This is a genomic window from Desulfohalovibrio reitneri, from assembly GCF_000711295.1.
GTDB lineage: Bacteria > Desulfobacterota > Desulfovibrionia > Desulfovibrionales > Desulfovibrionaceae > Desulfohalovibrio > Desulfohalovibrio reitneri.
Genome location: NZ_JOMJ01000003.1, coordinates 1,633,117 through 1,656,739 on the forward strand (window position 1 = coordinate 1,633,117; position 23,623 = coordinate 1,656,739).

Sequence of the window (23,623 nt, forward strand, 5' to 3'; positions counted from 1 at the left end):
TCGCCGAGGGCGGCCCGTTGTTTTCGGGATGGTTCGTGCCTAGTCCAGCTCCTTGTGTGCCCAGTTCAGGGCCGCGGCCACGTTGGGGAAGCCGATGGTGGAGGTCACGGCCAGCAGGGCGTGCTGGATTTCCGCCTCCTCCGCCCCGGCGGCCAGGGCGCGGCGCACGTGGGAGCGCACCGAGCCTTCGGAGCGGTCGGCCGCGGCCGCTCCGAGCTGGATGAGCAGCACGGTCTTTTCGTCCAGGGGGCCTGACTCCTGGGCGGTCTTGCCCAGGTTCTGCACGGCGCGCATGAATTCGGGAAAACGTTCGTTGAGTTTGCGGTAATGTTCCGGTGGTCCGTCTTTACCCATGGTTCGCCTCCTTGTCTGCGGATTTTCCACGATTGGGCCACCATACCAGCTTGCGTGAAAACACAGAAGTCCCCCGCCGCAAAGTCGTATGGACCGTGAAGGCTGTTGCGGGTAGCCTGGGGGCGGAGGTTTACCAATGGACGAAAGACAAGGACGGCCGGTGGGCGAGTCGCGCTTCGTGCTGACCCGCATGATGGAGCCCCAGGACACCAACCCATTCGGCAGCGTGCACGGTGGGGTCATCATGAAGAACATCGACGTGGCCGCGGCCGTGGCCGCCATGCGCCACTGCCGCTGCAACACGGTCACGGTCTCCATCGACCGCCTCGACTTCCACCTGCCGGTCAAGGTGGGCGACCTGGTCTTCTTCAAGTCCAGCGTCAACGGCGTGGGCCGCACCTCCCTGGAAGTGGGCGTGCGGGTGGAGGTGGAGAACCTCTACACCGGCAAGATCAGCCACGTGGCCTCGGCCTACCTGACCTTCGTCTCCATGGGCCCGGACAACCACCCCACCGAAACCCCCCGCCTCATCCCCGAAACCCAGGACGACCAGCGCCGCATGGAAGAGGCCGAGGAGAGGCGGCAGGCGCGGGCCAGAGCCAAGGCCGAAGCCGGGGGATAGCGCCCTTCGCTCCGTTCCCCCGCCCCTTGCAGGAAAAACGCCCCGCGCGGCAAACGCCGTGCGGGGCTTTCGTTTGCGGCGTATCGCCTTGGGGGATCTACACCAGCCCCACGCTCTCCAGGTTCGCCCGACCCACGAAAGTCATTTCCGCGCCGCCAGTGAGGTAGACGTCGCCGCCGGAGAGGGTGATGACCAGGCGTTCGCCGCCGGAGGTGGTGACTTCCACTTCCTCGCCGGTCAGCCCCAGCTCGTGGACCACGGCCGCGGCGGCGCAGGCCCCGGTGCCGCAGGCGAAGGTCTCCGCCTCCACCCCGCGCTCGTACGTCCGCAGGTACATGGTCCGATCGTCCGCCACCTGGGCGAAGTTGACGTTGGCCCCGGCCGGAGCGAACTCCTGGTGAAAACGAATCTCCCGGCCCAGCCGGTCCACGTCCATGGCCGTCACGTCGTCCGAGACCACCACGGCGTGCGGCACGCCCGTGTTCACGAAGTGCACCGGCAAATCCAGCCCCGCGATGCCCAGGTCCGCGTCCAGCTTCATGTCCCGGGGCGGGGTCAGCTTGACCGAGACCCGGCCCGTGTCCGGATAGACCTGGGCGTGCACCACCCCGGCGTCCGTGCCGATGGCGCAGCCCTCCGGGGCCAGCCCCAGCTCGTAGGCCAGGCGCGCGGCGCAGCGGCTGCCGTTGCCACACATCTCCGCGCGGGAGCCGTCGGAGTTGTAGAAATGCCAGACGAAATCCACGTCCTCGCGGTCCCCCGGGCCTTCCAGGAAAAACAGGCCGTCCGCCCCCACGCCGAAGGCCCGGCGGCACAGCTTTTTGGCCCAGTCGGCCATGTCCGCCTCGGCCACGCGGGCGGTGCGGTTGTCGATGACCACGAAGTCGTTGCCGCTGCCCTGCATCTTGAAGAATTCCACCGAGGGATCGATATTCAGGCTCATCTTCACGATATCGCTCCAAAAGGATTGATCCATCCCGTCCGCCACATACCAGAGCCCCCGGGCGAGGTCGAGAGTTGCCCCCTCGGCCGAGCGGGCGTACAACCCTCTCCGGAGGCATACCCGTGCGCAAATTGACCATCGCCCTCGCAATCCTACCCCTGCTCGCTTTCGCCATCTACCTGGGCGCGGGCTGGATGATGCAGAACCAGGCCGAAAAGGCCGTGGCCAGCTTCAACCAGACCTACCCCGCCCTGGCCAAGGTGGAATACGACAGCCTGGACGCCTCGCCCTTCTCCCGCTCCGTCACCCTGCACGGCGTGGACCTGAAGATTCCCGGCAACGCCATGCGGACCACGGCCTTCGTGGAAACCGCCGTCATCACCCTCTCCCCTCCCGACCGCATCGCGGTGGACTGCACCGGCGTGCGGCCCAACATGCCCGCCTGGATGGAGCACCGCTTCCGGCAGATGGAGTACGACCCCGCCTTCATCCGCATGCAACTCAACCTGGAAGCCGCCTACGACCCCGAGGAAGGACGGCTGGACCTGGATGCCGCCCGGCTGGAAGCGCCCGGCATGGGCCTGCTGGAACTAGGCGCCAAACTGCGCGAACTGCCCGCCGGAGGCCTGCAGGGCGGACAATTGGCCGCCCAGGCCGCCTTCACCCAGATCGCCCAGGCGGAAATCGCCTACACCGACCACGGCCTGACTCAAAAACGCCTGGCACTGGCAGCCAAGGAAAACAACCTCGACCCCGCTGTCTACACCGACCGCCTGGCGGACATCGCTTCCCAAAGCCTGCTGGAGATGGCCCAGAGCCAACAAGGGCGCCAAATCGCCCAGGCCACGGGCGAAGCCCTCTCCGCCTTCCTCCGCGACCCGGGCACCCTGCGCCTCGGCCTCGACCCCGACCAGCCCACCCCCCTCATGGAACTGGCCCTCTTCCCGCCAGCCCAGATTGCCCGCCACCTCAACCTTTCGCTGCACGTCAATCAGAAACGGTATCTGCCGTAGAAGGAAGAATTCGGAAGAGTGAGGATTTCGCCTTCGGCGACCAGGGCCTGCTCGGCCCTGGACCCGAGGCAAACTACCTTTGCATGTGTATTCGCGGGATGGAGCACCGTGGAATCGCGGGCAGGGAGCACCCCGGCGCATGAGCGATTGCGGGGCGCGGCTCCCCGGTAAACCCAGCCCCGGCCGTCAAGCTACACATGCGTTGGATGCGGAATTCGGCTGTGAATGTCCGGCTGCCACATGGCTGTTCCACGCTCCCGAGCGAAGCGAGCGGTAAGCGAATTTGGGGGAAGAGGATGGTGGGGCTTCTCCTTCATCCCCAATGCCCTGAACCACCACCTCAACCGGCCACTCGCCATCCCCTCGCTCCCACCGCCCACTTCCATCTTTTTGACGGCCGCGCTGGAATGGTCGTATGTTTCCGGTGCCCGGTTTCCGGTGGTTTCTGGTGGATAAACGTTCAGGCGGGGGATTCCCGGTATGGTTCGATTCGTGATTTTCGCCGAGCCCCGTTCGGGGACCACTTTTCTCAACGCCTCGCTGAACGCCCACCCGGACATCCGCGCGTTCGGCGAAATAATGCCGGACCACACCGAACCGCACCATTTCCACCACTATTGGCTGAAACAGATCGAGCGGGATCCTTCGGTCATTTCCCTGGAACACCTGCCCCAGGTGTTCCGAAGGTACCTGCGCTACCTGGCTTCCCGCAGGCGGAGGAAGGCGGTGGGCGTGGACGTGAAGTACTATCAGCTGGAATGGAAGAACGATTTCCTGCCCGTTTACAAGGCGGAAAACTTCCGGGTGGTGCACGTGGTGCGTCGGAACCTTCTGCGCCGCCACGTGTCCTGGTTGCTGCACCAGCCTGAAATCCGCAAGGCGCTCAAGCGGCCCATGCACGCCACGGAGACCATCAACCGCGTGCTGCTGCCGCTGCCAAACCCCAACGAACTGCCGCAACTCCTCAACGAGGCCCGCGCCCGCATCGACCACTACCAGCGCATCTTCGAGGACAACTTCCCCTGTCTGACGGTGGACTACGAGGCCATGATCGATCCGGAGACCAACTACCTGACGGCCGAATGCCAACAGCGGTTGTTCGGTTTTCTGGAGGTTCCCCCGCTGCGGGAGGTCCCGGTCAACCCCATGCGCAAGATCAACCCCGCCCAGCTGCGGTACAGCCTGAGCAACTACGACGAGGTGGTCGCCGCCCTCAAGGACACGCCGTTTCGGGACCTGCTGGACGACCCCGGGCGCGACGTGGCCGAACTGCCCTTCCACCAGCACATGGGCAGAGGGCACAGGGCGGCGGAAAGCGACCTGCCCGCCGCCTTGCGCCACTACCTCCAGGCCGCTGAGCTCGCGCCTCGGGACCCGGAGCCGATCTTCCACACCGCCCTGGTCTACGCCGCCACCAACCGCCGGGACAAGGCCATGGACCTCCTCGAGAGGGTGCTGGACCTCTGCGGCGACGACCAGATGCGCGCCTTCTACGCCAAGGCGCGGGAGACCCTGGCCGGCGGCGCGGCCTAGCCGGTCCCGCGCCTGGGCGGCGTCAGGCCAGCTTGCCGCCGCCGTCGATGACCAGCGTCTCCCCGGTTATCTGGGGATTGGACAGCAGCATCAGGATGGCCTGGGCCACGTCCTCCGGCTTACCGGGCCTGCCCGTGAGCAACTCCCCGGTCACGGTGCGCATGAGATGGCTGTACTGCTCCCGGTTCATGTTCTTCTCGTATAACTCCGTGTCGGTGACGCCGGGGGAGACGCAGTTGACCCGCGTGGGGGCGTACTCAACGGCCAGGCTGCGGGCCAGCCCTTCCAGGGCCGCGTTGACCGAGGCCATCTGGGCCACACCGGACTGGGGCCGCTGGCTCCAGATGCCGGAACAGAGAACGATGGCCCCGCCCTGGCGCACGCAGGCCCACTTGGCCACGTGGTAGGCGCCCCAAAACTTCACCTCGAAGTTGGCCCTGGCCTCGTCCGTGGGCAGGTCGCGCACCGGGCCCACCTTGAAGGCTCCGGCCGTGCAGACCAGCCCGTCCAGCTCTCCCGCACCGTCGAGCGCGGCCTTCACCGCCTCCTCGTCCGTCACGTCCACCGGCAGCGCACTCGCCTCGCCCGGCAGTTCGCCCGCCAGCGCCTCCAGCTTGTCCCTGGACCGGGCGCAAAGCAGAACCTCGGCCCCGACTTCCGACACCGCCCGAGCCACTGCCTTGCCGATACCGGAACTCGCGCCTACAACCAAAATCCGCTTGCCGTTCAATGTCATGCAAGTGCTCCTTTCCAATAAGGTTTTTCCACCACATTCCAGTATACAGAAATACGCCGCCATGCATAGCCGGGCGTCGGGTTGAATCCACGAGGGCGACCGCGACGGAAGCGGGGGCGCGCCGAATTGGGCGCGGCTGGATTTTTCCCGCCAAATCAAGGCGAAACTGGCGTCGGGAGGCGCGCGGTGCTAGATTGCGCGCATGACGGACCCGGATTTCGAATCCCTCTCGCGCGAGGAACTGCTCCGCAGGGCGCGAATCCTGGCCTCCATGCTGGCGGAATGCCAGGACCAGCACCGGGCCCTGGCCGACTCGTCAGTGGACGCCATGATCACCACGGACGCCAACGGCCTGGTTCTCTCCTGGAATCCGGCGGCGGAACGGCTTTTCGGCTGGCAAGAAAACGAGGCGGTTGGCCGGGACGTGGAAATGATCATCCCGCAGCGGCTTCGCCAAGCCCATCACGAAGGCATGCGCCGCTTCATGAAGACCGGGCGTAAACGACTCATCGGCAACCGCACCGAGCTGGACGCCCTGAACCGCGAGGGCCGCGAGTTTCCCATCGAACTTTCCCTCTCCACCTGGACCTCGCGGGGAGAACGGTTCTTCGGGGCCATCATCCGCGACGTGACCATCCGCAAACGCCACGAGCGGCTGCGCGAGGACGTGCAGCGCATCGCCCGCCACGACCTCAAGTCACCCCTGGCCGGAGTCGGCGGATTGGCGCGGCTCCTCTCCCGCTCGGAGAACCTCTCGGACAAGGAACGGGAGTGGGCCCGGGAGATCACCAGGCTATCCGAGCGCATGCTCGGCTCCATCCAGCGCTCCATGGACTTCCTGCGCATGGAGGAAGGCACCTACGAGCTGAAGCCCGAGAACCTGGACCTGGCGGACATGCTGGACGGACTGCACCGGGAATTCCAGTCAACGGCCCAGGACTTCCAGGTCAACCTCGTCTACCGCGTCAATGACGAGGAGATTCCCCCTGACAATCTGCGGCAGACCGGTTTCCCCCACCGGGGCGAGGCCGACCTGCTGCACCGCATGCTGGAAAACCTGCTCAAGAACGCCATCGAGGCCACCCCGGCCGGCGAAACCGTGACACTGGACCTGCGCCGCGAAACCGGCAAAACAGTCATCACCATCCACAACCCCGGAACCATCCCCCGTGAAATCCGCGACCGCCTTTTCGAACCCTACGTCTCCCACGGCAAGAAAACCGGCACCGGCCTGGGAACAACATCCGCCCGCCTCATAGCCCGCATCCACGGCGGCGACATCACCTTCACCTCCACCGAGGACCAAGGCACCACCCTGCGCGTGGAACTCCCAGGATAGATTGGCCGGGAATGGGATAGATTGGCTGGGGTGGTGGTTCAAGGCATTGGGGGAGGAAGGAAACCACTTTTGAAAAAGTGGTTTCCTTCCTCCCCCAAACTCCCTCCATCTTTCCACAAAACTCTTTACCGCTCGCTTCGCTCGGGGGCGTGGTACGGGTGTAGCGTTGCCGGGGAGCACAGCCCAACTCCGCGTCGAACGCATCTGAAGCCAGACGGCCGGATTTTGATTTTACGGGGTAGACGCGCTCCGCAATCACTCATGCGCCGGGGTGCTCCCGCGTGTCTCCCCACCCCACGCCATCCCGCGAATACACATGCAAAGGTAGTTTGCCGCAGGGTCCAGGGGGCGCGCAGCCCCTTGGTCGCCCGCAGGGCGAAATCTTCCCTTCTTCCCTCGTCCTCTCTTCCCCAATTCATTGACTGTCTTGCCTTGAAGGCCGATAACCGGGCGCATGACGAAGATGGTTTGGCTTGGGACGCCGGGGTTTGCCGGGCGCATGCGGGATATGGGGTACGAGGTGACGCACGTGCCGCTGGAGCGGCCGGAGGTGCTGGACTGGTCCGGGTTGTGCCAGCGGGCCGGGTGCGAGCCGGAGGTGGTGGTCTATTCGGACCGTAGTTTTCCACCGCCGCTGGCGGGGCTGGAGTCGTTTCCGGCGCTGACCTGTTTTTACTGCGTGGATTCGCACATCCACGGCTGGTACCCGGCCTATGCCAGGGCGTTCGACTGCTGCGCGCTTTCCCTGCGGGACCATTTGCCGAGGTTCGCGGCTGAACTGTCCGTGGACCGGGTGGCCTGGCTGCCGCCGTATCCCAAAGAGTGGCACAAGCCGGACTGGGAGGCTGAAAAGGAGTGGGACGTGCTTTTCGCCGGCCACGTGGATCCGTCCACCACGCCCAGGCGGCACGTATTCCTGGCGGAGATGTCGCGCCTTTTGGGCGGCGGGTTGCACATCACCACGGGCGCGTACGCGGAGTTGTTTCCCAAGGCGCGGGTGGTGCTGAACGTGGCCGAGCGGGGCGACCTCAATTTCCGGGTGTTCGAGGCCCTGGCCTGCGGGGCGTGCTTGCTGACGCCGGAGGTGGGGCATGGCCAATCCGACCTGTTCCATCCGGGCGTGCATTTGCAGACCTATGCCAACCTGGACCCAGCGGACGCGGCGGCCAAGGCGTCCGCCCTGCTGGCCGATCCGGCGGGCCGGAAGGCCATGGCCAGGGCGGGCAACGCCGAGGTGGAGGCCAACCACCGCCAGTCCAGGCGGGCGGAGACCCTGGACGGGCTGCTGCGGAGCGAGGCGGCGCGGGAGGCCCGGCGGACGCGGCCTGACCGGGCGGAGGAACTGGCCCGGGGGCTGAGGGTGCTCTGCCTTCACTGGGCGGAGAGCTTGGAGGACGGGGATTTGCGCCGGGCCTACCTCAGGGCGGCGGGGGTGTCGGAAGACTGACGCGGCCGGGTCGCCGGATGGGGGATAGCAGGGCGTGCACGGGGAAAAAGTCCGTCGGCCGGACATCGCCACATATTGTCACGCCGTTTGCATGGCCTTTCGGCGCGCACGGTGAACGGTTCCTTCAGGGAAAAGCGGCTGCGTCTGGCGAGGCCAGAGGCTACACAGTGCCCAGCGAAGGGCGCGGCGTGGGCTGGCTGGGCCCGGCATAGGTGGCCTTGGCGTAGGCTGCCAGTCCCTGCCGCATGGTGGTCAGGGAAGAGAGGTCTCCGGCCTGGTCCGGCGGCGGCTGGGCCGAACGGGCACGGAGGACGGCTTCCTCCATGGCCTGCCCGAAAGAGCGCGCCTGGCGGCGGTGCTCCTGCTGTTCGGCCTGGCGGTCCATGGCCTCGTGGTCCAGGCGCATGTCCTCGGAGCGGTAGCGCACGCCCAGTTTGCCGAGGTTGAAGCCCACCTGGGTAGTGGTCACTCTGGCCTGGGCCTGGTCGCGCTGCTGCCGCGCGTTCTGCCCAAGCTCCTGGGCTCGAAAGCGGCTGACCGCGTCGTCGTAGGGCGTGTAGCCGTGGGAATCGATGCGCACGGGAATCACTCCATCCGGCCTGCGGCGGTTCCGTCGCCGTCGGCCGATCCCGCCTTCCCGGAGGCGAACGGCGGGGGTTCCGCGCGTCTACCATCCATGGTAGACGGCTCGGTGCCCGCTTTCGCCGGACACCTCGGACATTTCAACCATAGAACGTGCAGACCCGTTTGGCAAGAGCATGACAGCGCCTTGCCAGGGGACCGTCCTTTGAGTAGTCATGCGCGCGGGGAAGTGGATGGTGCGATGCACAGACCAAAAGGACATATATGCCGACGAAAATTCTCGAAAAGCAACAGCTCATTCCCGGCTCCGTCTCCAGGATTGATCTCGATGCCCCGGCCATAGCCGAAACGGCCAAGCCGGGAACGTTCGTCATAATCCGCGTCAACGAGACCGGGGAACGCGTTCCCCTGACCATCGCGGACACCGATCCGGCGCGAGGAACCATAACGCTGGTCTTTCTGGTGGTGGGCAAGACCTCGGCCCTGCTGGATTCCCTGGAGGCCGGGGACGAGATTCTGGACGTCTGCGGCCCCCTGGGCCGGCCCACGGACATCGAGCCGCGCGGCACGGTGGTCTGCGTGGGCGGCGGCACGGGCATCGCGGCCATGCACCACATCGCCAAGGGCCACCACGCCGCGGGCAACCATGTGGTGTCCATCATCGGCTCCCGCTCCAAGGACCTGCTGCTCTTTTGCGACGAGTTGGAGAGCTTCTGCCCGGAGGTGGTCGTCACCACGGATGACGGCTCCATGGGGCGCAAGGGCATGGTCACGGAAGCCCTGCGCGAGCGGCTGGAGAACGACCCGGACGTGGGCGAGGTGGTGGCCGTGGGCCCGGTGCCCATGATGGCCGCTGTGGCCGAACTGACCCGGGAGTTCGACGTGCCCACCACGGTCTCGCTGAACGCCATCATGGTGGACGGAGTGGGCATGTGCGGCGCCTGCCGCGTGACGGTGGGCGGCGAAACCCGCTTCGCCTGCGTGGACGGGCCGGAGTTCGACGGCCACCAGGTTGACTTCGCCGAGCTGCGCGCCAGGCTGGCCGCCTTCCGGGGCGACGAAATCCTCTCCATGGAAGACTTCCGGAGGCTGCGGGATGGCTAAGAAAAAACTCCCCCCCCGCACCGCCATGCCCGAGCGCGATCCGGCCGAGCGGATCGCCGATTTTAGGGAAGTGGGCCTGGGCTACGACTGGGAGCTCGCCCTGGCCGAGGCAGCCCGCTGTTTGCAGTGCAAAAAGGCCACTTGTATCGAAGGCTGCCCCGTGGAGGTGGATATCAAGGCCTTCATAGGCCACCTGCAGAACAAGGACCTGGAGTCCGCCTACCGGGCCATCCTGCACACCAACTCCCTGCCCGCGGTCTGCGGCCGCGTCTGCCCCCAGGAAATCCAGTGCGAGGGGGCATGCGTGCTGGCCAAGACCGGCGAGCCCGTGGCCATCGGCCGCCTGGAGCGGTTCGTGGCCGACATGTACGCCGCCGGGGACTGCGAGGTGGTCTCCGACCAGCCCGTCTGCCCGGTGATGCGCGACGACGTGAGCGTGGGCGTGGTGGGCAGCGGCCCGGCCGGGCTGACCTGCGCCGGGTTCCTGGCCTCGCGCGGCATCCCCGTGACCGTGTACGAGGCCCTGCACGAGCCCGGCGGAGTGCTGGCCTACGGCATCCCCGAGTTCCGCCTGCCCAAGTCCGTGGTCAAGCGCGAGGTGGAGGCCATGGCCTCGCTGGGCGTGGAAATGCGGCTCAATTGGGTGGGCGGCAAGACCATCGATTTGGCCAGCCTGCGTGAGCGGCACGACGCGGTCTTCACGGCCACCGGCGCTGGCCTGCCCCGTTTTCTGGGAATTCCTGGCGAGAACAGCATCGGCATCTATTCCGCCAACGAGTTCCTGACCCGGGCCAACCTGGGCCGGGCCTTCGAGTTCCCCACCCACGACACCCCCCCGGCGCGGGGCCGCAAGGCCATCATCCTGGGCGCGGGCAACGTGGCCATGGACGCCGCCCGCACAGCCCTGCGCCTGGGCGCGAGCGAAGTCACCGTGGTCTACCGCCGCACCCAGGACGAGATGCCCGCCCGCAAGGAGGAGATCCATCATGCCCTGGAGGAAGGGGTGAAGCTGGAGATCCTCAACTCGCCTGTGGAATTCCTCTCCGGCGAGGACGGCCGCCTGCGCGGAATCCGGCTGCAGCGCATGGCGCTCGGCGACCCGGACGAATCCGGCCGCCGCAAGCCGAAGCCGGTGGAGGGCGACATCTGGGAGATGGAGTGCGACCTGGCCGTGGTGGCCGTGGGCGCGGGCCCCAACCGGGTGCTGCTGGAGGCGGCGCCGGAGCTTGACCTCAACGAGCGCGGCTACATCAAGGTCAACGAGGAGACCGGCGAAACCTCCGTGGACGGAGTGTACGCCGGGGGCGACATCGTCACTGGCGCGGCCACGGTCATCCTGGCCATGGGCACGGGACGCCGCGCGGCCCGTGCCATCGCCGAACGGCTGGGGGCCATGCCCGACGAACCCGCCTGAACCTCCTCCTCCGCGGGCCGTCCTCGCTAGGCGCGGCCCGCGGGCGGGCGAGCCCGGTACAGCCGGGCAAGCTCGGCGAAGGGCACGATCTGGGGGAAGTCCTTCCAGGGAATGACGCGCCGCACCGCGGCCATCGCCTCGGGCGTGGCCGCCAGGGCGGTGCGAGCCTGCAGCCAGCGAAAGAGGTCGTTGTAGGGCACTTCGTCATCCGCGTCCGTGCCCCCGCCGTCGGCCAGAACCAAAATCCGCACCCTGGCTCCGGCCAGCTCCCCCGCGATACGTTCCGCCCAGGCCCTCCGCTCCTCGCGCAGGGCCAGCAGGTGGATGTCCTGCCCCTTGCCCAGGCTCATGGCCAAGGCCGTCCAGGCCAGCCCCAGCCGCAATCGATTTTCCCAGCGGTCCAGCATCTCCCGCAGCGCGCCCAGCACCTGGGGCTTGTCCATGAAGGGCACCCGCTTGCTCCCCCCGGCCTTGGCCAAACTCTTGAGGAAAGGATGGCGGTCGATCCACTCCACCGCCCCTTCCTGGGGAATACCCTCCACCAGCCGCCGCTGGCTGGTCAGCGACTCCAGTTGCTTGAGCAGGCTCATCTTCAGCCGCAGTGGATGCAGCGATTCCTCTCCCCGGTCGGCCTCAGCCAATCCGGCCTCCAGGCCGGTGCGGTCCAGGGTGGGCATGTCCAGCAGTTCCCGGCCGGACACGTCCGGGGCCAAATCGGCCGAGAGGATTCCGCCGCCTTCCAACACCCGGAAGGATACTCCCTGCGTTTCGGTGATCTCGCGCATGACCGTTTCCACTTCCCCGGCGGTGGCAAGGTAGTGGAAGGTGGTCCGCTTTGGCTGGCCATGGCGGTCGTCAAGCTGGATGTGGTGACACGAATCGTCCAGCAACGGGGCTTGGCAGCGCCCCTGCTTGGGCTTGGGGGCGCGCAGCGCGCCGGAGTAGTAGACCTCTCCCTCCACGGGAAAGCACAGGTCCGAACCGGTGAGGACCACCGGCGAGCAGCCCAGGGTCTCGGCCAGCCCCATGCAGGGCATGAGCGAGCTGAGCCAGGACTCGCGCAGCCGGAAGGGGTTGGGCAGGATGTCCGGGCTGAAGGACTCCATGAAGAATACGCCGGCAAAGCGGTGGGCGACTTCCGCCACAGGGGCCACGCTCAAGGCGACCAGGGTTGTGCCCGAGAGGTCCAGGTACTCGGGGAAAAACAGGCCCTGCTGGCTGGTGCAGTCCAGCTGCACCAAAAAGTCGGGCATGGCTCCGTGCTGATGACACATTGGCAGGCAGCGGGAGATGGTGACAAGCAGACAGTGCTTCTTCAGCTCGGCCAAGTGGGGGCCGATTTCCTTGAGGCTGGGGCCGGGCAGCAGAAGCAGGGCCGGCTTGCCCTCCCCCGCGCCGGACAGCTTGTCCGCCAAGGGGTGTAGCAGATGCAGGGGAACGTTTTCGGCCAGCCGCAGGTGGTGGAGGATGTTGAAAGGGGTATTCTCCCGTACGCCCTGGGGGTCTGGCAGATCCTCCGAGGCGGCGGGAAGGTGGAAATACTTGTAGTGGACGGACACCGCCCAGGCCTGCATCTCCCGCACCGCCTCCGGGTTTTCCTCCCAGGCCCCCTGTGCCAGCAGGAAGTGGACGCCGTGGCGGAAACGCTCCACCGGGGTGGCCCGGGCCGCCTCCAACTCCTCCGGTGAAAAGGAGGGCACGCGAACGGCCCCTTCGGAAATCTCCTCCGCCGCCACCGGTCCCAGTGCCAGCACCAGGGAGCGGCCGTCGTACTTCTCCAGGGAGCCTATGGACGTTCGTATCATGCGTTCCTGCGCGGTTGGGGTCAGCTTCGGGGTTCGGGCAGGTCGTAGGCCGCCAGCCAGTCGCGTACATTCTGGGGCAGCAGGGGCGAGGCGATGTCCAGACAGCGGCGGTAGTGGGCGTCGTCCGCCTCGCGCACCCGCGCCTCCACCCGGGTCAGATCCTCCAGGCTCCACTTGGCTTCCATCTTGCGGTGGTTGGAGAGCACGTTGCCCAGGGAGGCCCGGGTCATGGGAGCCTGCCGCCCGGCGTCCTGGCGGTGCACCACCCGCACGCGGCCGTCGTAGACCACCGTGCCGCCCGCCTTCCAGATCTGCATGTCGTGCTCCAGGTCGTCCACCTGGGAGGGGGAGAAGCGGATGTCGAAGCCGGGCAGGTCCAGGCCGTTGACCCGGCGCATGTCAAAAAGATGGCAGCAGCCCATCACCGAGAGGGCGGGGCGGCGCGCGTCGTACTGCCCGAAGTCCATGTACTGCGGGCAGTTGTTGGAAAAGCGGATCTTCTGGTCGCCGATCTCGTCGAAGAACCGCCAGACGTACTGAATGGTGGGAATACTTCCGGGGTTGAGGCACAGCGGTCCGGCGCAGACCGCCCTGGAATCCTCCTTGAGGTCCTGGAGGTAGTGCGCCAGCCAGTCCCTTGGCAGCAGCACGTCGTCGTCCAGGTAGGCCAGGTAGTCGGCGGCGTGGGTCTCGGGCAGGTTGCGCAGCCAGTTGCGGGCCGCGGGTGCGCCGATGTTGGTGGGCAAGTGGACGAGGTTCACCTCCCGCCCCTGGGCCACGGCTTCCACACCGGCCTCCAGCTCCCCCCGGGAGAAGGCGGTGGAGCCGTTGTTGAGCAGGCTGACCGTGGCCGGGCCGATGTTGGAGGCCAGCAGGCTGCGCAGGGTGTCCAGGGTCATGTCCAGCTTGTTGAAGGTGTAGTAGGCCACGTGCACGTCGGCCCGCTCCACCAGCCCCTTCTCCGGTGGCGGGGCCAGGGAGTCGGCGATCTTGTAGACCAGGGTGGGTTGCAGCGGCTCCATCTTCAGGGACAGCCGCCAGTAGCCCCGGGCGGTTTCCAGGTCGCCCGCCCGCCGGGACCGTTCGCCCTCCAGCAGGTGGTGCAGGAAGGTGGCGGGCGAAGCGCCGGCCAACTCCCGGGCCAGGTCGTCCTCCCCGGCGCGCCAGGCGGCCAGGGCCAGGGCGGGACCGGCCGGGGCCGTGCCTTCCAGGGCCATAAAACGCCGCGCCCGCCGCAAAAACTCCGGCCGCTCGCCCAGCCGCCACAGTTCCAGCAGGAGCAGGTAGCGCTCGTGCATGGGCGGCTCGCGGTCCAGGGCTGCGGCCACCTTGGCGGGATCGCCGCGCGCCTCGTCCACCCGGACCACGGCCTCGCCCTGGCTGTCCATCTCCAGGCCGCGCACCTGGTCGAAGGCCCAACGGTGCCAGGCGACTTTCTCGTCCGGCAGGCCCACCAGCCCCTGCAGTTGAAAGAGCATGTTGAAGAGGTCGCGGTCGAAGGGGGAAAAGACGCCGCCCTGGCGCAGCAGATGGATGGCCGTATGCAAGGCCTGGTAGCGCTCGCGCTCCATCCCGCCCCGCTGCGAGGTCTCGGAGACGCGCTGGATGATCTGCCCCGCGCCCCAGATGTACCAGGAGGGGTCGGGGTAACCGAAGAGGCGGTGGCGGCGGAGGACGGTGCTGAGGGTCTGCTGCATGACGGTCGCGTGGGTTGGCGTTCGGTGTTCCTGCCGGGCGCGTGCAAAGCCCGGACCGCCGACACCACGGCAAGGTACCCGCAGGGTGTGAGGGGGTCAATCCGCCCCGCCGCCGTGTGGCGGCCGGTTGCCGGGACATGGTGGAACGGATATTGCTTTTCCCGGCGCAGGCCGGAGGGATGTTCCCCGGCCATGTCGCCCAAACAGCTGGATCGCCCCATGACCGAACCGCGCTGCCTGGCCCCCTGGACCGACCTGCACTTCACCCCCCTGGGCATCGGCACCCTGTGCTGCTGCCTCTACAAAGGCAAGCCCTTCCCCCTGTCCGTGGAGGAGCTGGACATCCCGGCCCTGTGGTACACCGACTGGTACCGCGACATCCGCCGCGCCTTCCGCGACGGGGAGGTGGCGGACAGCGGCTGCCGGGGCTGCCGCAACCTCACCCCCGCGGACCGCTACGCCCCGGAAATCCCCGACGATCTGGCGCCCAAACAGGAGGCCAACTACCGCAAGGCGGTGGAGGCCAGCCAGGCTGCCGATCCCGACTCCGACCACCTGCCGGTGCGCTACAGCGCGGAGTTCACCACCCGTTGCAACCTGCGCTGCGTCATGTGCGCCCAGCACGACTCCCGGGACAAGGCCAAGGTGGGCGAGGTCTCCGGCCGGGCGCTGCTGGAGAACATGGATGCGCTTGAGGCGGCGGACAGCTTCCGGGTCAGCGGCGGGGAGCCGCTTGTCTCCAGCGAGGCGATCGATTTCATCCACGCCATGGCCACCGACCCCAGGCTGGCCAACCTGCACCTGCATCTCATCACCAACGGACTGTTGCTGGACCGGGTGCTGGACGACCTGCGCTCCATCCGCCGCATGCAACTCAACGTCAGCATTGACGCCGTGGGCGAGCGGTACGCCCGCATCCGCCGGGGCGGCTCCTGGGAGAAGGTTTCAGCCAATCTGGAGAGGGTCGCGGACATGCGCGAGCGGCTGGGCAAGGACCGCTGGGTGGTCAACGCCTCCACCGTGCTCATGAAAACCTCGGTGGAAGGCTTGGTGGAGTACGTGCGCTGGTGCCTGGACCGCTCCATCCAGCCCCTGTTCCAGCCCCTGACCCCCACCCGCCAGACCCGCCACGAGGACTTGGCCGGCAACCCCGCCCTGCTGGAAACACTGCCCTGGCGGGAGAATCTTCTGGAGGCCGAACGGCTGCTGGACGAGGCGGGCCTCGCGCGCGGGGCCGCCGGGCTGCGCCGCTACCGGCACACCCTGGAGGGAGCGGCCGAGGCCCACGGCACGGACTGCCGCGCCCTGGACGAGGACCCGGACGAGTGGTTGGCCGCGGGACGGGCGGACGGCAAGCGGGTGGCGGTGTGGGGCACCGGCTCCAACTACCGCCATTCCTGGGCGGACTGGCTGGCCGAGGCCAGGGACCGCTTCTCCTTCGTGGGCTTCATCGACAACGACCGGGCCAAGTGGGGCTCCACCTGCGACGGCCACCCGGTCATGGGGCCGCAGGCCCTGGACGAGGAGGCCGTGGACGTGGTCATCCTGGCCATGACCCCGCTTTTGCGCAACGATGTCCTCAAGCAGCTGCGAGGCATGGACTGGCATGGCATGGTCATCTGACAACACCGCCGGAGGCGGCATGACGCGGGAGGCGCGGTGAATCCCCTCGGCAAGGCGGCCTGGTGGGCCAAGGGACGGCTGTGCCTGGCCCTGAAGAAGCGCGGCTTCTTCAAGCCGGACTACACCAAGGCGGACCAGTCCAAGGACCGCGTGGCCCCCTTCGACGAATACCCCGCCTGCGACTTCTGCGGCGCGGAGGAATCCACCGAGCGGCTGGTCACTGGCGACGGCGGCCGCATCGCCGCCTGCGATGGCTGCGGCTTGTGGTTCACCACCCCGCGCATCGCCGAGGACGTCTGGGAGGACTACCTGCTGGCCGAGACCCCGCGCTCCGTCGAGTTCACCGAGAACCGCCTCAAGTACGGCGTGGCCCTGTCCTCCAACATCAAGTTTTCCTTGCCGGGCTGGAAGGAGAAATGGCTGCGCTCCTTCGGCGCGCTGCTGGACGACCTGGAACGCGTGCACGGCGGCCCCCTGGAACGCCTGCACGACGTGGGCGCCGGGGTCGGCCTGTTCATGGAGGCGGCCCGAAAGCGCGGCATCCGCGTCAGCGGCAACGAGCTGAACGGCTACGCCGTGCGGGCCATGCGGGAGCGCCTGGGCCTGGACGTCTCCGGCGCCCCCCTGCCGCGCATGGACATCGAGCCCCGGAGCCTGGACGCCGTGACCATGTGCGACTACCTGGAGCACTCCTACCACCCCTACCGGGACCTGCTGGCAGCCCATCGCGCCCTGCGGCCCGGCGGCGTGCTCTACGTCAACACCTTCCACACCGGCTGCCGCGCCTTCGAGGAGCTGGGGGCCAACTGGAACTTCCTCTACTGGAACCACACCCACCACTTCGATCGGGACATCCTGACGCGCATGGTGCAAGCGGCCGGGTTCGCCCCGGTGGAAACGCGCTGCGAGCACGGCAACCCCCTCATCAGCCTCTTCGCCGTGCGGGAGGCGGACTGAGCATGCGGCTGGTCCACTTCTTCAACTCCTACCGCGTGGGCGGAGTGGAGCGGCAGCACGCCATGCTGGTGGAGCACCTGGCCCCCCGCTTCGAGCAGTTCTGCTGGTCCTACGACCACGGGCCCATCGAGGACATGCTGGACGGCATGGGCATCGAGCACGTCAGCGGCGGGCCGGAGGAGGCCTTCCGGCTGGTGGAGCGCGCCGAGCCGGACTGCCTGGTCATCCGCACCAACCGCTACGCCCGCCAGACGGCCGATTTCCTGTCCCGGCGGCCCGCCCCGGCGGTGTACATCCGCAGCTACCTGCGCTGGTGGGAGGGCAACCAGGAGTATTTCGACCCGGAGCTGGAGGCGCTGACCTACGCCAACGTGGACGCCCTGCTCTTCAGCGGGCCGAGGCTGCGCGACAACGCCCGCCGCCTGGACATGGGCCTGCCGCCCGGCGGCATCCTGCCCAACGGGCTGCGGCTGGAAAACTTCCCCATGCACCCGCGCCGGGCCGGGAAGCCGGAACGGCTTCGGGTGGGCATGCTGGCCAACATCGCCCCGCACAAGAACCAGGCCCGCGTCATCGAGGTGCTGGGGGACGACCTGCGCGCCGGGCGGTGCGAACTGGTGCTGGCGGGCAAGGAGCTGTTCCCGGACTACTGCCGGGAGGTGGCCCGGGCTATGGAGAGCGCCCCGGTGGCCCATCTGGGCTACGCCGCCGATCCGGCCGCCTTCTTCAAGGAGGTGGACGTCTGCTTGCTGGCCTCCACACACGAGGGCTGGCCCATCACCCTCATGGAGGGCATGGCCAGCGGCGTGCCCTGCGTGGCCCCGGACATCGGCGACATTCCGGCCGTGCTGGACCGGGGCCGGGCGGGCCTCATTTACCCGGAGGGCGAGCACGAGCGGATCCCGGCCATACTCGACCTGCTGCGCGACCCCGAAACCTACGCCCGCTTCTCCCGCGAGGGCGTGCGCCGCGCCGGGGAGCTGGACATGCGCACCACCGGCGGGGTGCTGGAACGGACCATTCTGGAGTCGGTGGCGAGTTGGCGGGAGGCCACGGCCACCGGAGGCGCGACGTGAGTCATCCCCGGAATCGATTCGAAACGCTGTCTGACGCAACGCATTATAAAGGAACCCGGCATGGGCACCATTGAAATCGGCAAGCTCCCTTTCCTGTCCTCCACCGGCTTCGCGACCCTCGGCGAAAACTGCATCTCATTCCTTTCCGCCCCCGGTTCCGCGACCCAGGACCAGACCGCCCAAGCATTTTCCAAGAAATGGGGGCAGATGACGCACGGGGACGCGGATTTCGAGAAGATGGTGGCCAACCAGAAGGAGTGGTACCTGGACCTGTACGGCTTCTCCAGCGAGGACGAGCTGCGCTCCTATCTGCGGAACTGCGGCCACGTCCTGGATGCGGGGACCGGCATGGGGCACAAGGCCGCCTGGTTCGCGGAGCTTTCCCCGGAGACGTTCGTGGTGGCCGCGGACATCTCCGACTCCATCATTGAGGCCTCGGCCTACTACCGCCACCTGCCCAATCTGCTGTTTGTGCAGTGCGACATCGCCGACCTGGGCTTTGTGCGCGACAACTCCTTTGATTACGTCTCCTGCGACCAGGTCATCCACCACACCGAGGCGCCGCGCCGGACGTTCCGGGAGCTGGCGCGGGTGGCCGCCACGGGCGGGGACGTCTCGGTCTACGTCTATCGCAAGAAGGCGCTGCCCAGGGAGCTGCTGGACGACTATTTCCGGGAGGCCTGCGCGGACTACAGCCATGAGCAGCTCATGGAGCTTTCCGAGCAGCTCACCGAACTTGGCCGAGTCCTGAGTTCCCTGGACCAGCCCCTCGCCATACCCGACGTCCCTCTGCTGGGCATCGAGGGCGGGGAGATGACGGTGCAACGGTTCATCTACTGGAACCTGCTCAAATGCTACTGGAACGAGGAGCTGGGCGAGTTCGTCAGCGTCATGACCAACTACGACTGGTACTCTCCCTCCCAGGCCTTCCGGTACACCGAGGAGGAGTTCCGCTCCTGGGTGGAGGAGGCGGCCATGGAGACCGTGCATTTCCACAAGGAAAAGGCCTGCTACTCCGGGCGATTCAGAAAGACGGCATGATGACGGCACCGCAAGACAAGACCCCCCGGTGCGGCGCGCAAGCGGCGGAACCGAATCGCGGCCCCATCCGGGTGGCCTTCATCGGCAACCAGGACAACTGCGCCTTCCGCCTCTGCCGCTGGCTACGCGCCTTCGGGTTCGATGCCCACGTGTACATGCACCCGGACAACCTCAACCAGGTCCGTTCGCGCCCGGTCCTCATGGACAGGAACTTCGACATAACGACCTGTCCGTGGGTCCACATGTACACGGACCTGAACGCCCCCTACCCCTATTTCCGCAAGACCCCGGCCTCCAGGGCCATCGAGCGCGACTTCGACTTGGTCTTCACCAGCGGCCCGTCCGTCATGTTCGGCTTGCAGTTCGACACCATCCCGGTCTTCCACATCGGCATGGGCGAGAACGCGGCCATCATCCCCTCCGTGGGCTGGCTGGACCGCAAGCCGCTGGCGGACAAAGTGACGGGCTTCATCTACCGCCGCGCCCTGCTGCACACCGACCGGGTATTCTCCGGCATCTGGGCCAGCCTGGCCAGGCTGTGCAAGGACCTCGGCATCCAGGGCCGGGTCATGTTTCACATTTTTCCCGAGGACGTGCGGCGCAACCGCTCGTACGTGGACGCGGACCTGCTGGCGGAGCTGACCGCCAGGTACGCGGACAGCAACAAGGTCTTCCTCTGGCTGAGCCGGGTGAACTTCCAGGTGGAACGCGCCGGCTGCACCAAGCGGGCGGACGTTTTTCTGGAGGCCTTCGCCCGCGTGGCGCGGGAAGGCGGCGACGCCCGGGCGGTGGTGGGCTCCCACGGCTACGACGTCGAGGCCTTCAAGGCCAGGGCGCGGGAGCTGGGCGTGGAGGACCGCATCGACTACGTGGAGCACCTGCCCTTCTGGAAGCTGATGACCTACCTGAGCATTCCCAACGCCGTGGTCTTCGACAACCTCAACCCGAGCGAGGCCCCGCTGGGCGGACTTTCCCGGGAAGCCCTGTCCCTGGGAGCGCCGCTGGTGCGGGCCGCGGACCTCTTCTACAACGCCCAGGTCTTCGGCGCGGAGCCGCCGCTGACCCGCGCGTCCAGCGTGGAGGAATGTTGCTCGGCCATGGAATCCTTTCTGGCCCTGGGACCGGAGGACATGGCCGAGCGGCGCAGACGCGTTTCCGAGTGGGCGGAGACCTACCTGGACTTCCGCGAGTGCCTGACCATGCGCCGCATCATGGCCGAGATCGGCACAGCCGTGCTGGCCTACCGCGCCATGGAGCAACGGTACGGCCACCGCTGCCTGCGGTTCCGGCTGGGCAACGCCGCCATCCGCCCCCTGCTCATCGCCTACCGCCGCGCGGGCGAGGCGCGATCCTGGCTGCGGCAACGGCTGCGACGGAGGAACACGTGAGCCGAACCCCCCTGCGCGGCCGGGGCGTCCTGGCGGTCATCCCCGCCCGGGGCGGCTCCAAGGGCATTCCGGGCAAAAATCTCCGCCTCCTGGGCGGTGTGCCCCTGGTCGGCCACTCCATCCGCACCGCCCTGGCCGTGCCAGAGATCGACCGCGTGGTGGTCTCCACGGACTCCCCGGAACTGGCCGAGGAGGCGGTGCGGCTGGGGGCGGAGGTCCCCTTCCTGCGGCCGCCGGAACTGGCCACGGACGAGGCGGAGATCAGCCAGGCCCTGCTGCACCTGCGCAACCGGCTTTTCGAGACCGAAGGCTACGCCCCGCAGGCCCAGGTGGTGCTCTACCCCACCCATCCCTTCCGCAAGGCCCCGGTGGTGGGGCGGCTGGTGGGGCGGCTGCTGGAAGGGTACGAGACCGTGACCACCTGCCGCCGGGTGATGCCCGGCCCGGCAGGCTACCTCACGGACCACGACGGGGCGGCCCGCCCCCTTCTGGACCACGACGTCTCCCCGGCGGGCCGGACCTATTACCGTTCCTACGGCTTCTTCAAGGGCACCAGCTTCGACTTCCAGGCGCGCGGGGACTACCTGCATGTCATCGAGGACGAGGTGGAGTGCATCGACATCGACGAACCCGAAGACCTGCGACTGGCGGAGGAAGTCATCCGCCTGGGACTGTACGACTTCGAGCTATGATCGCCTGCCTGCCCTTTTTCCCCAACGCCGGAGGAGCCGACTGGCTGGCCCCGGAAGCCGCCGCCCTGCTGGGTCAGACCCTGGCCGGGCTGGCCCGACTGGAGGGTGTGGCGCGGGTGGCGCTGTACACCGACTCCGCCCGCGCCGCCGCCCTGGCTTCTGGGTTGGAGGTTGTCCGGTGTTCCGCTCCACGTTCGGCGAGCCTGCAGGGCCGGGTGGCCGAACTGCTGGGGGATAAGCTGGACGGCGGCACGGCCGTGCTGGGGCTGGACCCACGCAATCCCTTCCTCCACCCGGACGACGTGTATGGGGCGCTGCGCCTGCACGCCGCCGCCCCGGACACGCCCGTGCTGTCCGTGGCCGTGCCCCGGGACCACCCGGCCCAGCTCCGCCAGTATTACGACGTGCCCGCAGCCGGGCTGGTGCTGCGCTTCGACCCCGAACCGCCCGAAGAGGCGCGCGAACTGGCCCGGGGCGGCCCGGTCTCCCGCGAATTTCCCCTGGCCTGGGGGGAGGCCGTCCCCGAGGCGGACACGCTCTCCCTGGACGCGGCCGGACGCCCCGACCTCGACGGCGGGGACTCCGGTTCGGTGCTGCTGCGCACGGGCCGGGGCACGGCGCGGCTTGTCTGGCGCGGGGCGACGGCGGACGGGAATGTCCTGGGGCCTCCTTCGGCCTGGACGGAGGCCGCCCGGCCCCGCCCTGGCTGGTTCTCGGACCGGACGGGGTGCGGCTCGCCCTGCCGGGCATCGCGGACGGGGAAGCCCGGCTGGCCCCGTTGACCGGGGACGGCCTGGAAGAAGGCCACTGGCTGGTGCCGTCCCTGGCCGACGGCTCCGCCCGCCTGGAGGACTCGGACGCGCCCGGCTTTTTGTACGCTGTGGAGCGCGGCTGCCGGGGGGGCTCCTACGGCTTCACCCGGCCCTTCGACCCCGGCGCGGCCTGGTCGGCCGAGCGCCACGCCACGGCCGACGGCAAGCCCATCACCGGCAGGCAGTCACTGCCGGACGTGCTGGTGCCGGACGGCAGCCTCTGCCTGGGACGGCTGGACGACCTGGCCCGCCTGGAGCACGGGGGAGGTGCCGGCGGAGCCCGGCTCCTGCGCCTGCCGCCGGAGCGCTCCTGGGCGGCGGACACACCGCTGGAACTGCTGCGGCGCGTGGTGCGGCGGCGGATGGCCGAGGGAGGCCCTGATGCCGGTTGACGCGCCCATTCCCGTACCTGTCACCTTCCACCAAGCCGACACCGTCCCCGTGGACCGCATGGCCGCGCGCCGCCTGCTGCACGGCCTGGACCCGGCCAGCCGGGGCCAGGGCAGGGCCCGACGGCTGTACGGCGACATCTGCGGCGCGGTCCGCCCGGATGCCTCCGGCGGTGAGACGCGGACCCTGCGCCTGCATCCCCAGGACTTTTTCCGCTCCGACCCCGCCCGGGGGCCGTTCATGCTCAAGCACATGGCGCTTGCCGGTCCTTCCCGGCTGCTGGGCCTGAACATCCGGGGCGGCGGCGTGGTGGCGGTCGACCTGGACGACTCCGGCGGCCAAGCGGAACCCCTGGACGCCGGGAGCTTCCGCGCCATGACCCCCTGGGGCGGCGGGCTGGCCCTGCTGGGGGAGGACGGCCTGTCCCTCCGCTTTACCGACCGCGACATGCGCCTAGGGGAGCGGGTGGCCATCCGGGGGCTGGAGCGGCCCGCCTCCTTTCTGGCAGGTGGCGCGGACCAGCTGGCCGTGCTGGGCGAGGACGGCCCGGCCTTTCTGAATCCCACGGGCGAGGTCATCCGCCTCTGCGGCAACGGCCTGCCCTTCATTCCCTCCCTGCCCTGCCTGCTGGGCGGGGAAGCGGTGCTGCTGGAGCGTTACCCGGCCAAGGCGGACTACGGCGAAATCTCCCTGGCCGGGCCGACTGGGCGGTTCCGCCCGCTGGCCGGGGGATTCCACCGCCCGGTGGGGGCCAAGCCATTCCCCGGCGGACTGCTGGTCTGCGACTGGTCCGGACTGCACCTGCTCTTCATCAAGGACGGCGCGGTCACGGGGCGCGGCTTCCTGGACTGGCGGCCCCTCAAGGAGGCCCTCGGCCTGGGTTCCGGTCTGGGCATGGAGGCCTTTGTGGCGGACGGCCTGCTGTACGTGCTGTTCAAGACGGCCGTGCCCACCATCCCGCAGTCACAGGCCATGTGCCTGGCGCGGTTCCGGCCGAATCCGGACATTTTCTCGCGGGAGCCGGCGGCATGAGCGCGGCGGCCCCGAGACGACGA

General features: G+C 68.1%; 22 protein-coding genes. 16 read left to right on the forward strand and 6 right to left on the reverse strand.

What is annotated here, in order from left to right; translation table 11 throughout:
- Positions 1–39: 39 nt before the first annotated feature.
- A complete protein-coding gene (locus tag N911_RS0108305) occupies positions 40–354 on the reverse strand; it encodes a carboxymuconolactone decarboxylase family protein (RefSeq protein ID WP_029896135.1) in 315 nt (104 codons plus the stop codon).
- Positions 355–490: 136 nt separating this feature from the next.
- Here N911_RS0108305 and N911_RS0108310 point away from each other — a divergent pair, with 136 nt between their 5' ends.
- Positions 491–976 (forward strand): acyl-CoA thioesterase, encoded by a 486-nt coding sequence (locus N911_RS0108310; protein WP_029896137.1) that lies wholly within the window; start codon positions 491–493, stop codon positions 974–976.
- Positions 977–1,073: 97 nt separating this feature from the next.
- On the opposite strand, the gene dapF is transcribed toward N911_RS0108310, so the two are convergent.
- A complete protein-coding gene (gene dapF, locus N911_RS0108315; RefSeq protein WP_029896138.1) occupies positions 1,074–1,919 on the reverse strand; it encodes a diaminopimelate epimerase in 846 nt (281 codons plus the stop codon).
- A 122-nt stretch (positions 1,920–2,041) separates the two neighbouring features.
- On the opposite strand from dapF, the gene N911_RS0108320 reads away from it, so the two are divergent.
- Positions 2,042–2,932: a hypothetical protein gene (locus N911_RS0108320; protein ID WP_029896140.1), complete on the forward strand. Its 891-nt coding sequence runs from the start codon at positions 2,042–2,044 to the stop codon at positions 2,930–2,932.
- A 480-nt stretch (positions 2,933–3,412) separates the two neighbouring features.
- Positions 3,413–4,465 carry a sulfotransferase domain-containing protein gene (locus N911_RS0108325; RefSeq protein WP_029896142.1) on the forward strand — a complete coding sequence of 351 codons (1,053 nt, stop codon included), beginning with the start codon at positions 3,413–3,415 and terminating at the stop codon, positions 4,463–4,465.
- Between the two features lie 22 nt (positions 4,466–4,487).
- On the opposite strand, the gene N911_RS0108330 is transcribed toward N911_RS0108325, so the two are convergent.
- Positions 4,488–5,201, reverse strand: a complete 714-nt coding sequence (locus N911_RS0108330; RefSeq protein WP_029896145.1) for an SDR family oxidoreductase — start codon at positions 5,199–5,201, stop codon at positions 4,488–4,490.
- Between the two features lie 202 nt (positions 5,202–5,403).
- Here N911_RS0108330 and N911_RS17505 point away from each other — a divergent pair, with 202 nt between their 5' ends.
- Both N911_RS17505 and N911_RS0108340 read left to right on the forward strand, forming a co-directional pair.
- Positions 5,404–6,540 carry a two-component system sensor histidine kinase NtrB gene (locus N911_RS17505; protein WP_051694098.1) on the forward strand — a complete coding sequence of 379 codons (1,137 nt, stop codon included), beginning with the start codon at positions 5,404–5,406 and terminating at the stop codon, positions 6,538–6,540.
- A 454-nt stretch (positions 6,541–6,994) separates the two neighbouring features.
- The gene (locus N911_RS0108340) at positions 6,995–7,987 is read left to right on the forward strand and encodes a glycosyltransferase family protein (protein WP_029896148.1); all 993 of its coding nucleotides are present in this window, start codon (positions 6,995–6,997) and stop codon (positions 7,985–7,987) included.
- Positions 7,988–8,147: 160 nt separating this feature from the next.
- Here the strand turns inward: N911_RS0108340 and N911_RS0108345 are convergent, their stop codons facing one another.
- Positions 8,148–8,567 (reverse strand): hypothetical protein, encoded by a 420-nt coding sequence (locus N911_RS0108345; RefSeq protein ID WP_029896150.1) that lies wholly within the window; start codon positions 8,565–8,567, stop codon positions 8,148–8,150.
- 266 nt (positions 8,568–8,833) lie between these two features.
- Between N911_RS0108345 and N911_RS0108350 the strand changes: the two genes are divergently transcribed.
- On the forward strand, positions 8,834–9,673 hold the full coding sequence (locus N911_RS0108350) for a sulfide/dihydroorotate dehydrogenase-like FAD/NAD-binding protein (protein WP_029896152.1): 840 nt from the start codon (positions 8,834–8,836) through the stop codon (positions 9,671–9,673).
- Entirely contained in the window at positions 9,666–11,087 is a 1,422-nt protein-coding gene (gene gltA / locus N911_RS0108355) for an NADPH-dependent glutamate synthase (RefSeq protein ID WP_029896154.1), read from the forward strand. Before N911_RS0108350 ends, gltA begins: the two co-directional genes overlap by 8 nt.
- 26 nt (positions 11,088–11,113) lie before the next feature.
- Here gltA and N911_RS0108360 read toward each other — a convergent pair whose 3' ends face one another.
- Together N911_RS0108360 and N911_RS0108365 are read right to left on the reverse strand one after the other, a co-directional pair.
- Positions 11,114–12,892, reverse strand: a complete 1,779-nt coding sequence (locus N911_RS0108360; RefSeq protein WP_029896156.1) for a 6-hydroxymethylpterin diphosphokinase MptE-like protein — start codon at positions 12,890–12,892, stop codon at positions 11,114–11,116.
- Positions 12,893–12,912: 20 nt separating this feature from the next.
- A complete protein-coding gene (locus N911_RS0108365) occupies positions 12,913–14,589 on the reverse strand; it encodes a glycosyltransferase family 2 protein (RefSeq protein WP_051694100.1) in 1,677 nt (558 codons plus the stop codon).
- Between the two features lie 192 nt (positions 14,590–14,781).
- On the opposite strand from N911_RS0108365, the gene N911_RS17980 reads away from it, so the two are divergent.
- The 9 genes from N911_RS17980 to N911_RS0108415 are packed head-to-tail and all read left to right on the forward strand — an operon-like array spanning position 14,782 to position 23,600.
- Complete coding sequence (locus N911_RS17980) at positions 14,782–16,212, forward strand: radical SAM protein (protein ID WP_029896160.1); 1,431 nt, start codon at positions 14,782–14,784, stop codon at positions 16,210–16,212.
- 36 nt (positions 16,213–16,248) lie between these two features.
- Entirely contained in the window at positions 16,249–17,169 is a 921-nt protein-coding gene (locus N911_RS17510) for a methyltransferase domain-containing protein (protein ID WP_051694102.1), read from the forward strand.
- 2 nt (positions 17,170–17,171) lie between these two features.
- Positions 17,172–18,245 carry a glycosyltransferase family 4 protein gene (locus tag N911_RS17515; protein WP_051694103.1) on the forward strand — a complete coding sequence of 358 codons (1,074 nt, stop codon included), beginning with the start codon at positions 17,172–17,174 and terminating at the stop codon, positions 18,243–18,245.
- A gap of 60 nt (positions 18,246–18,305) precedes the next feature.
- Positions 18,306–19,286, forward strand: coding sequence for a class I SAM-dependent methyltransferase (locus N911_RS0108390; RefSeq protein ID WP_051694105.1), 981 nt, complete (start codon positions 18,306–18,308; stop codon positions 19,284–19,286).
- Positions 19,283–20,674, forward strand: coding sequence for a glycosyltransferase family protein (locus tag N911_RS18810; RefSeq protein WP_237559919.1), 1,392 nt, complete (start codon positions 19,283–19,285; stop codon positions 20,672–20,674). Before N911_RS0108390 ends, N911_RS18810 begins: the two co-directional genes overlap by 4 nt.
- Positions 20,671–21,366, forward strand: coding sequence for an acylneuraminate cytidylyltransferase family protein (locus N911_RS19005; protein WP_051694106.1), 696 nt, complete (start codon positions 20,671–20,673; stop codon positions 21,364–21,366). Before N911_RS18810 ends, N911_RS19005 begins: the two co-directional genes overlap by 4 nt.
- Positions 21,363–22,148, forward strand: coding sequence for a hypothetical protein (locus N911_RS0108405; RefSeq protein ID WP_029896169.1), 786 nt, complete (start codon positions 21,363–21,365; stop codon positions 22,146–22,148). Before N911_RS19005 ends, N911_RS0108405 begins: the two co-directional genes overlap by 4 nt.
- A complete protein-coding gene (locus N911_RS0108410; protein WP_029896171.1) occupies positions 22,094–22,570 on the forward strand; it encodes a hypothetical protein in 477 nt (158 codons plus the stop codon). Before N911_RS0108405 ends, N911_RS0108410 begins: the two co-directional genes overlap by 55 nt.
- Positions 22,560–23,600 (forward strand): hypothetical protein, encoded by a 1,041-nt coding sequence (locus N911_RS0108415; protein ID WP_029896173.1) that lies wholly within the window; start codon positions 22,560–22,562, stop codon positions 23,598–23,600. The genes N911_RS0108410 and N911_RS0108415 overlap by 11 nt, the downstream gene beginning before the upstream one ends.
- Positions 23,601–23,623: the final 23 nt, after the last annotated feature.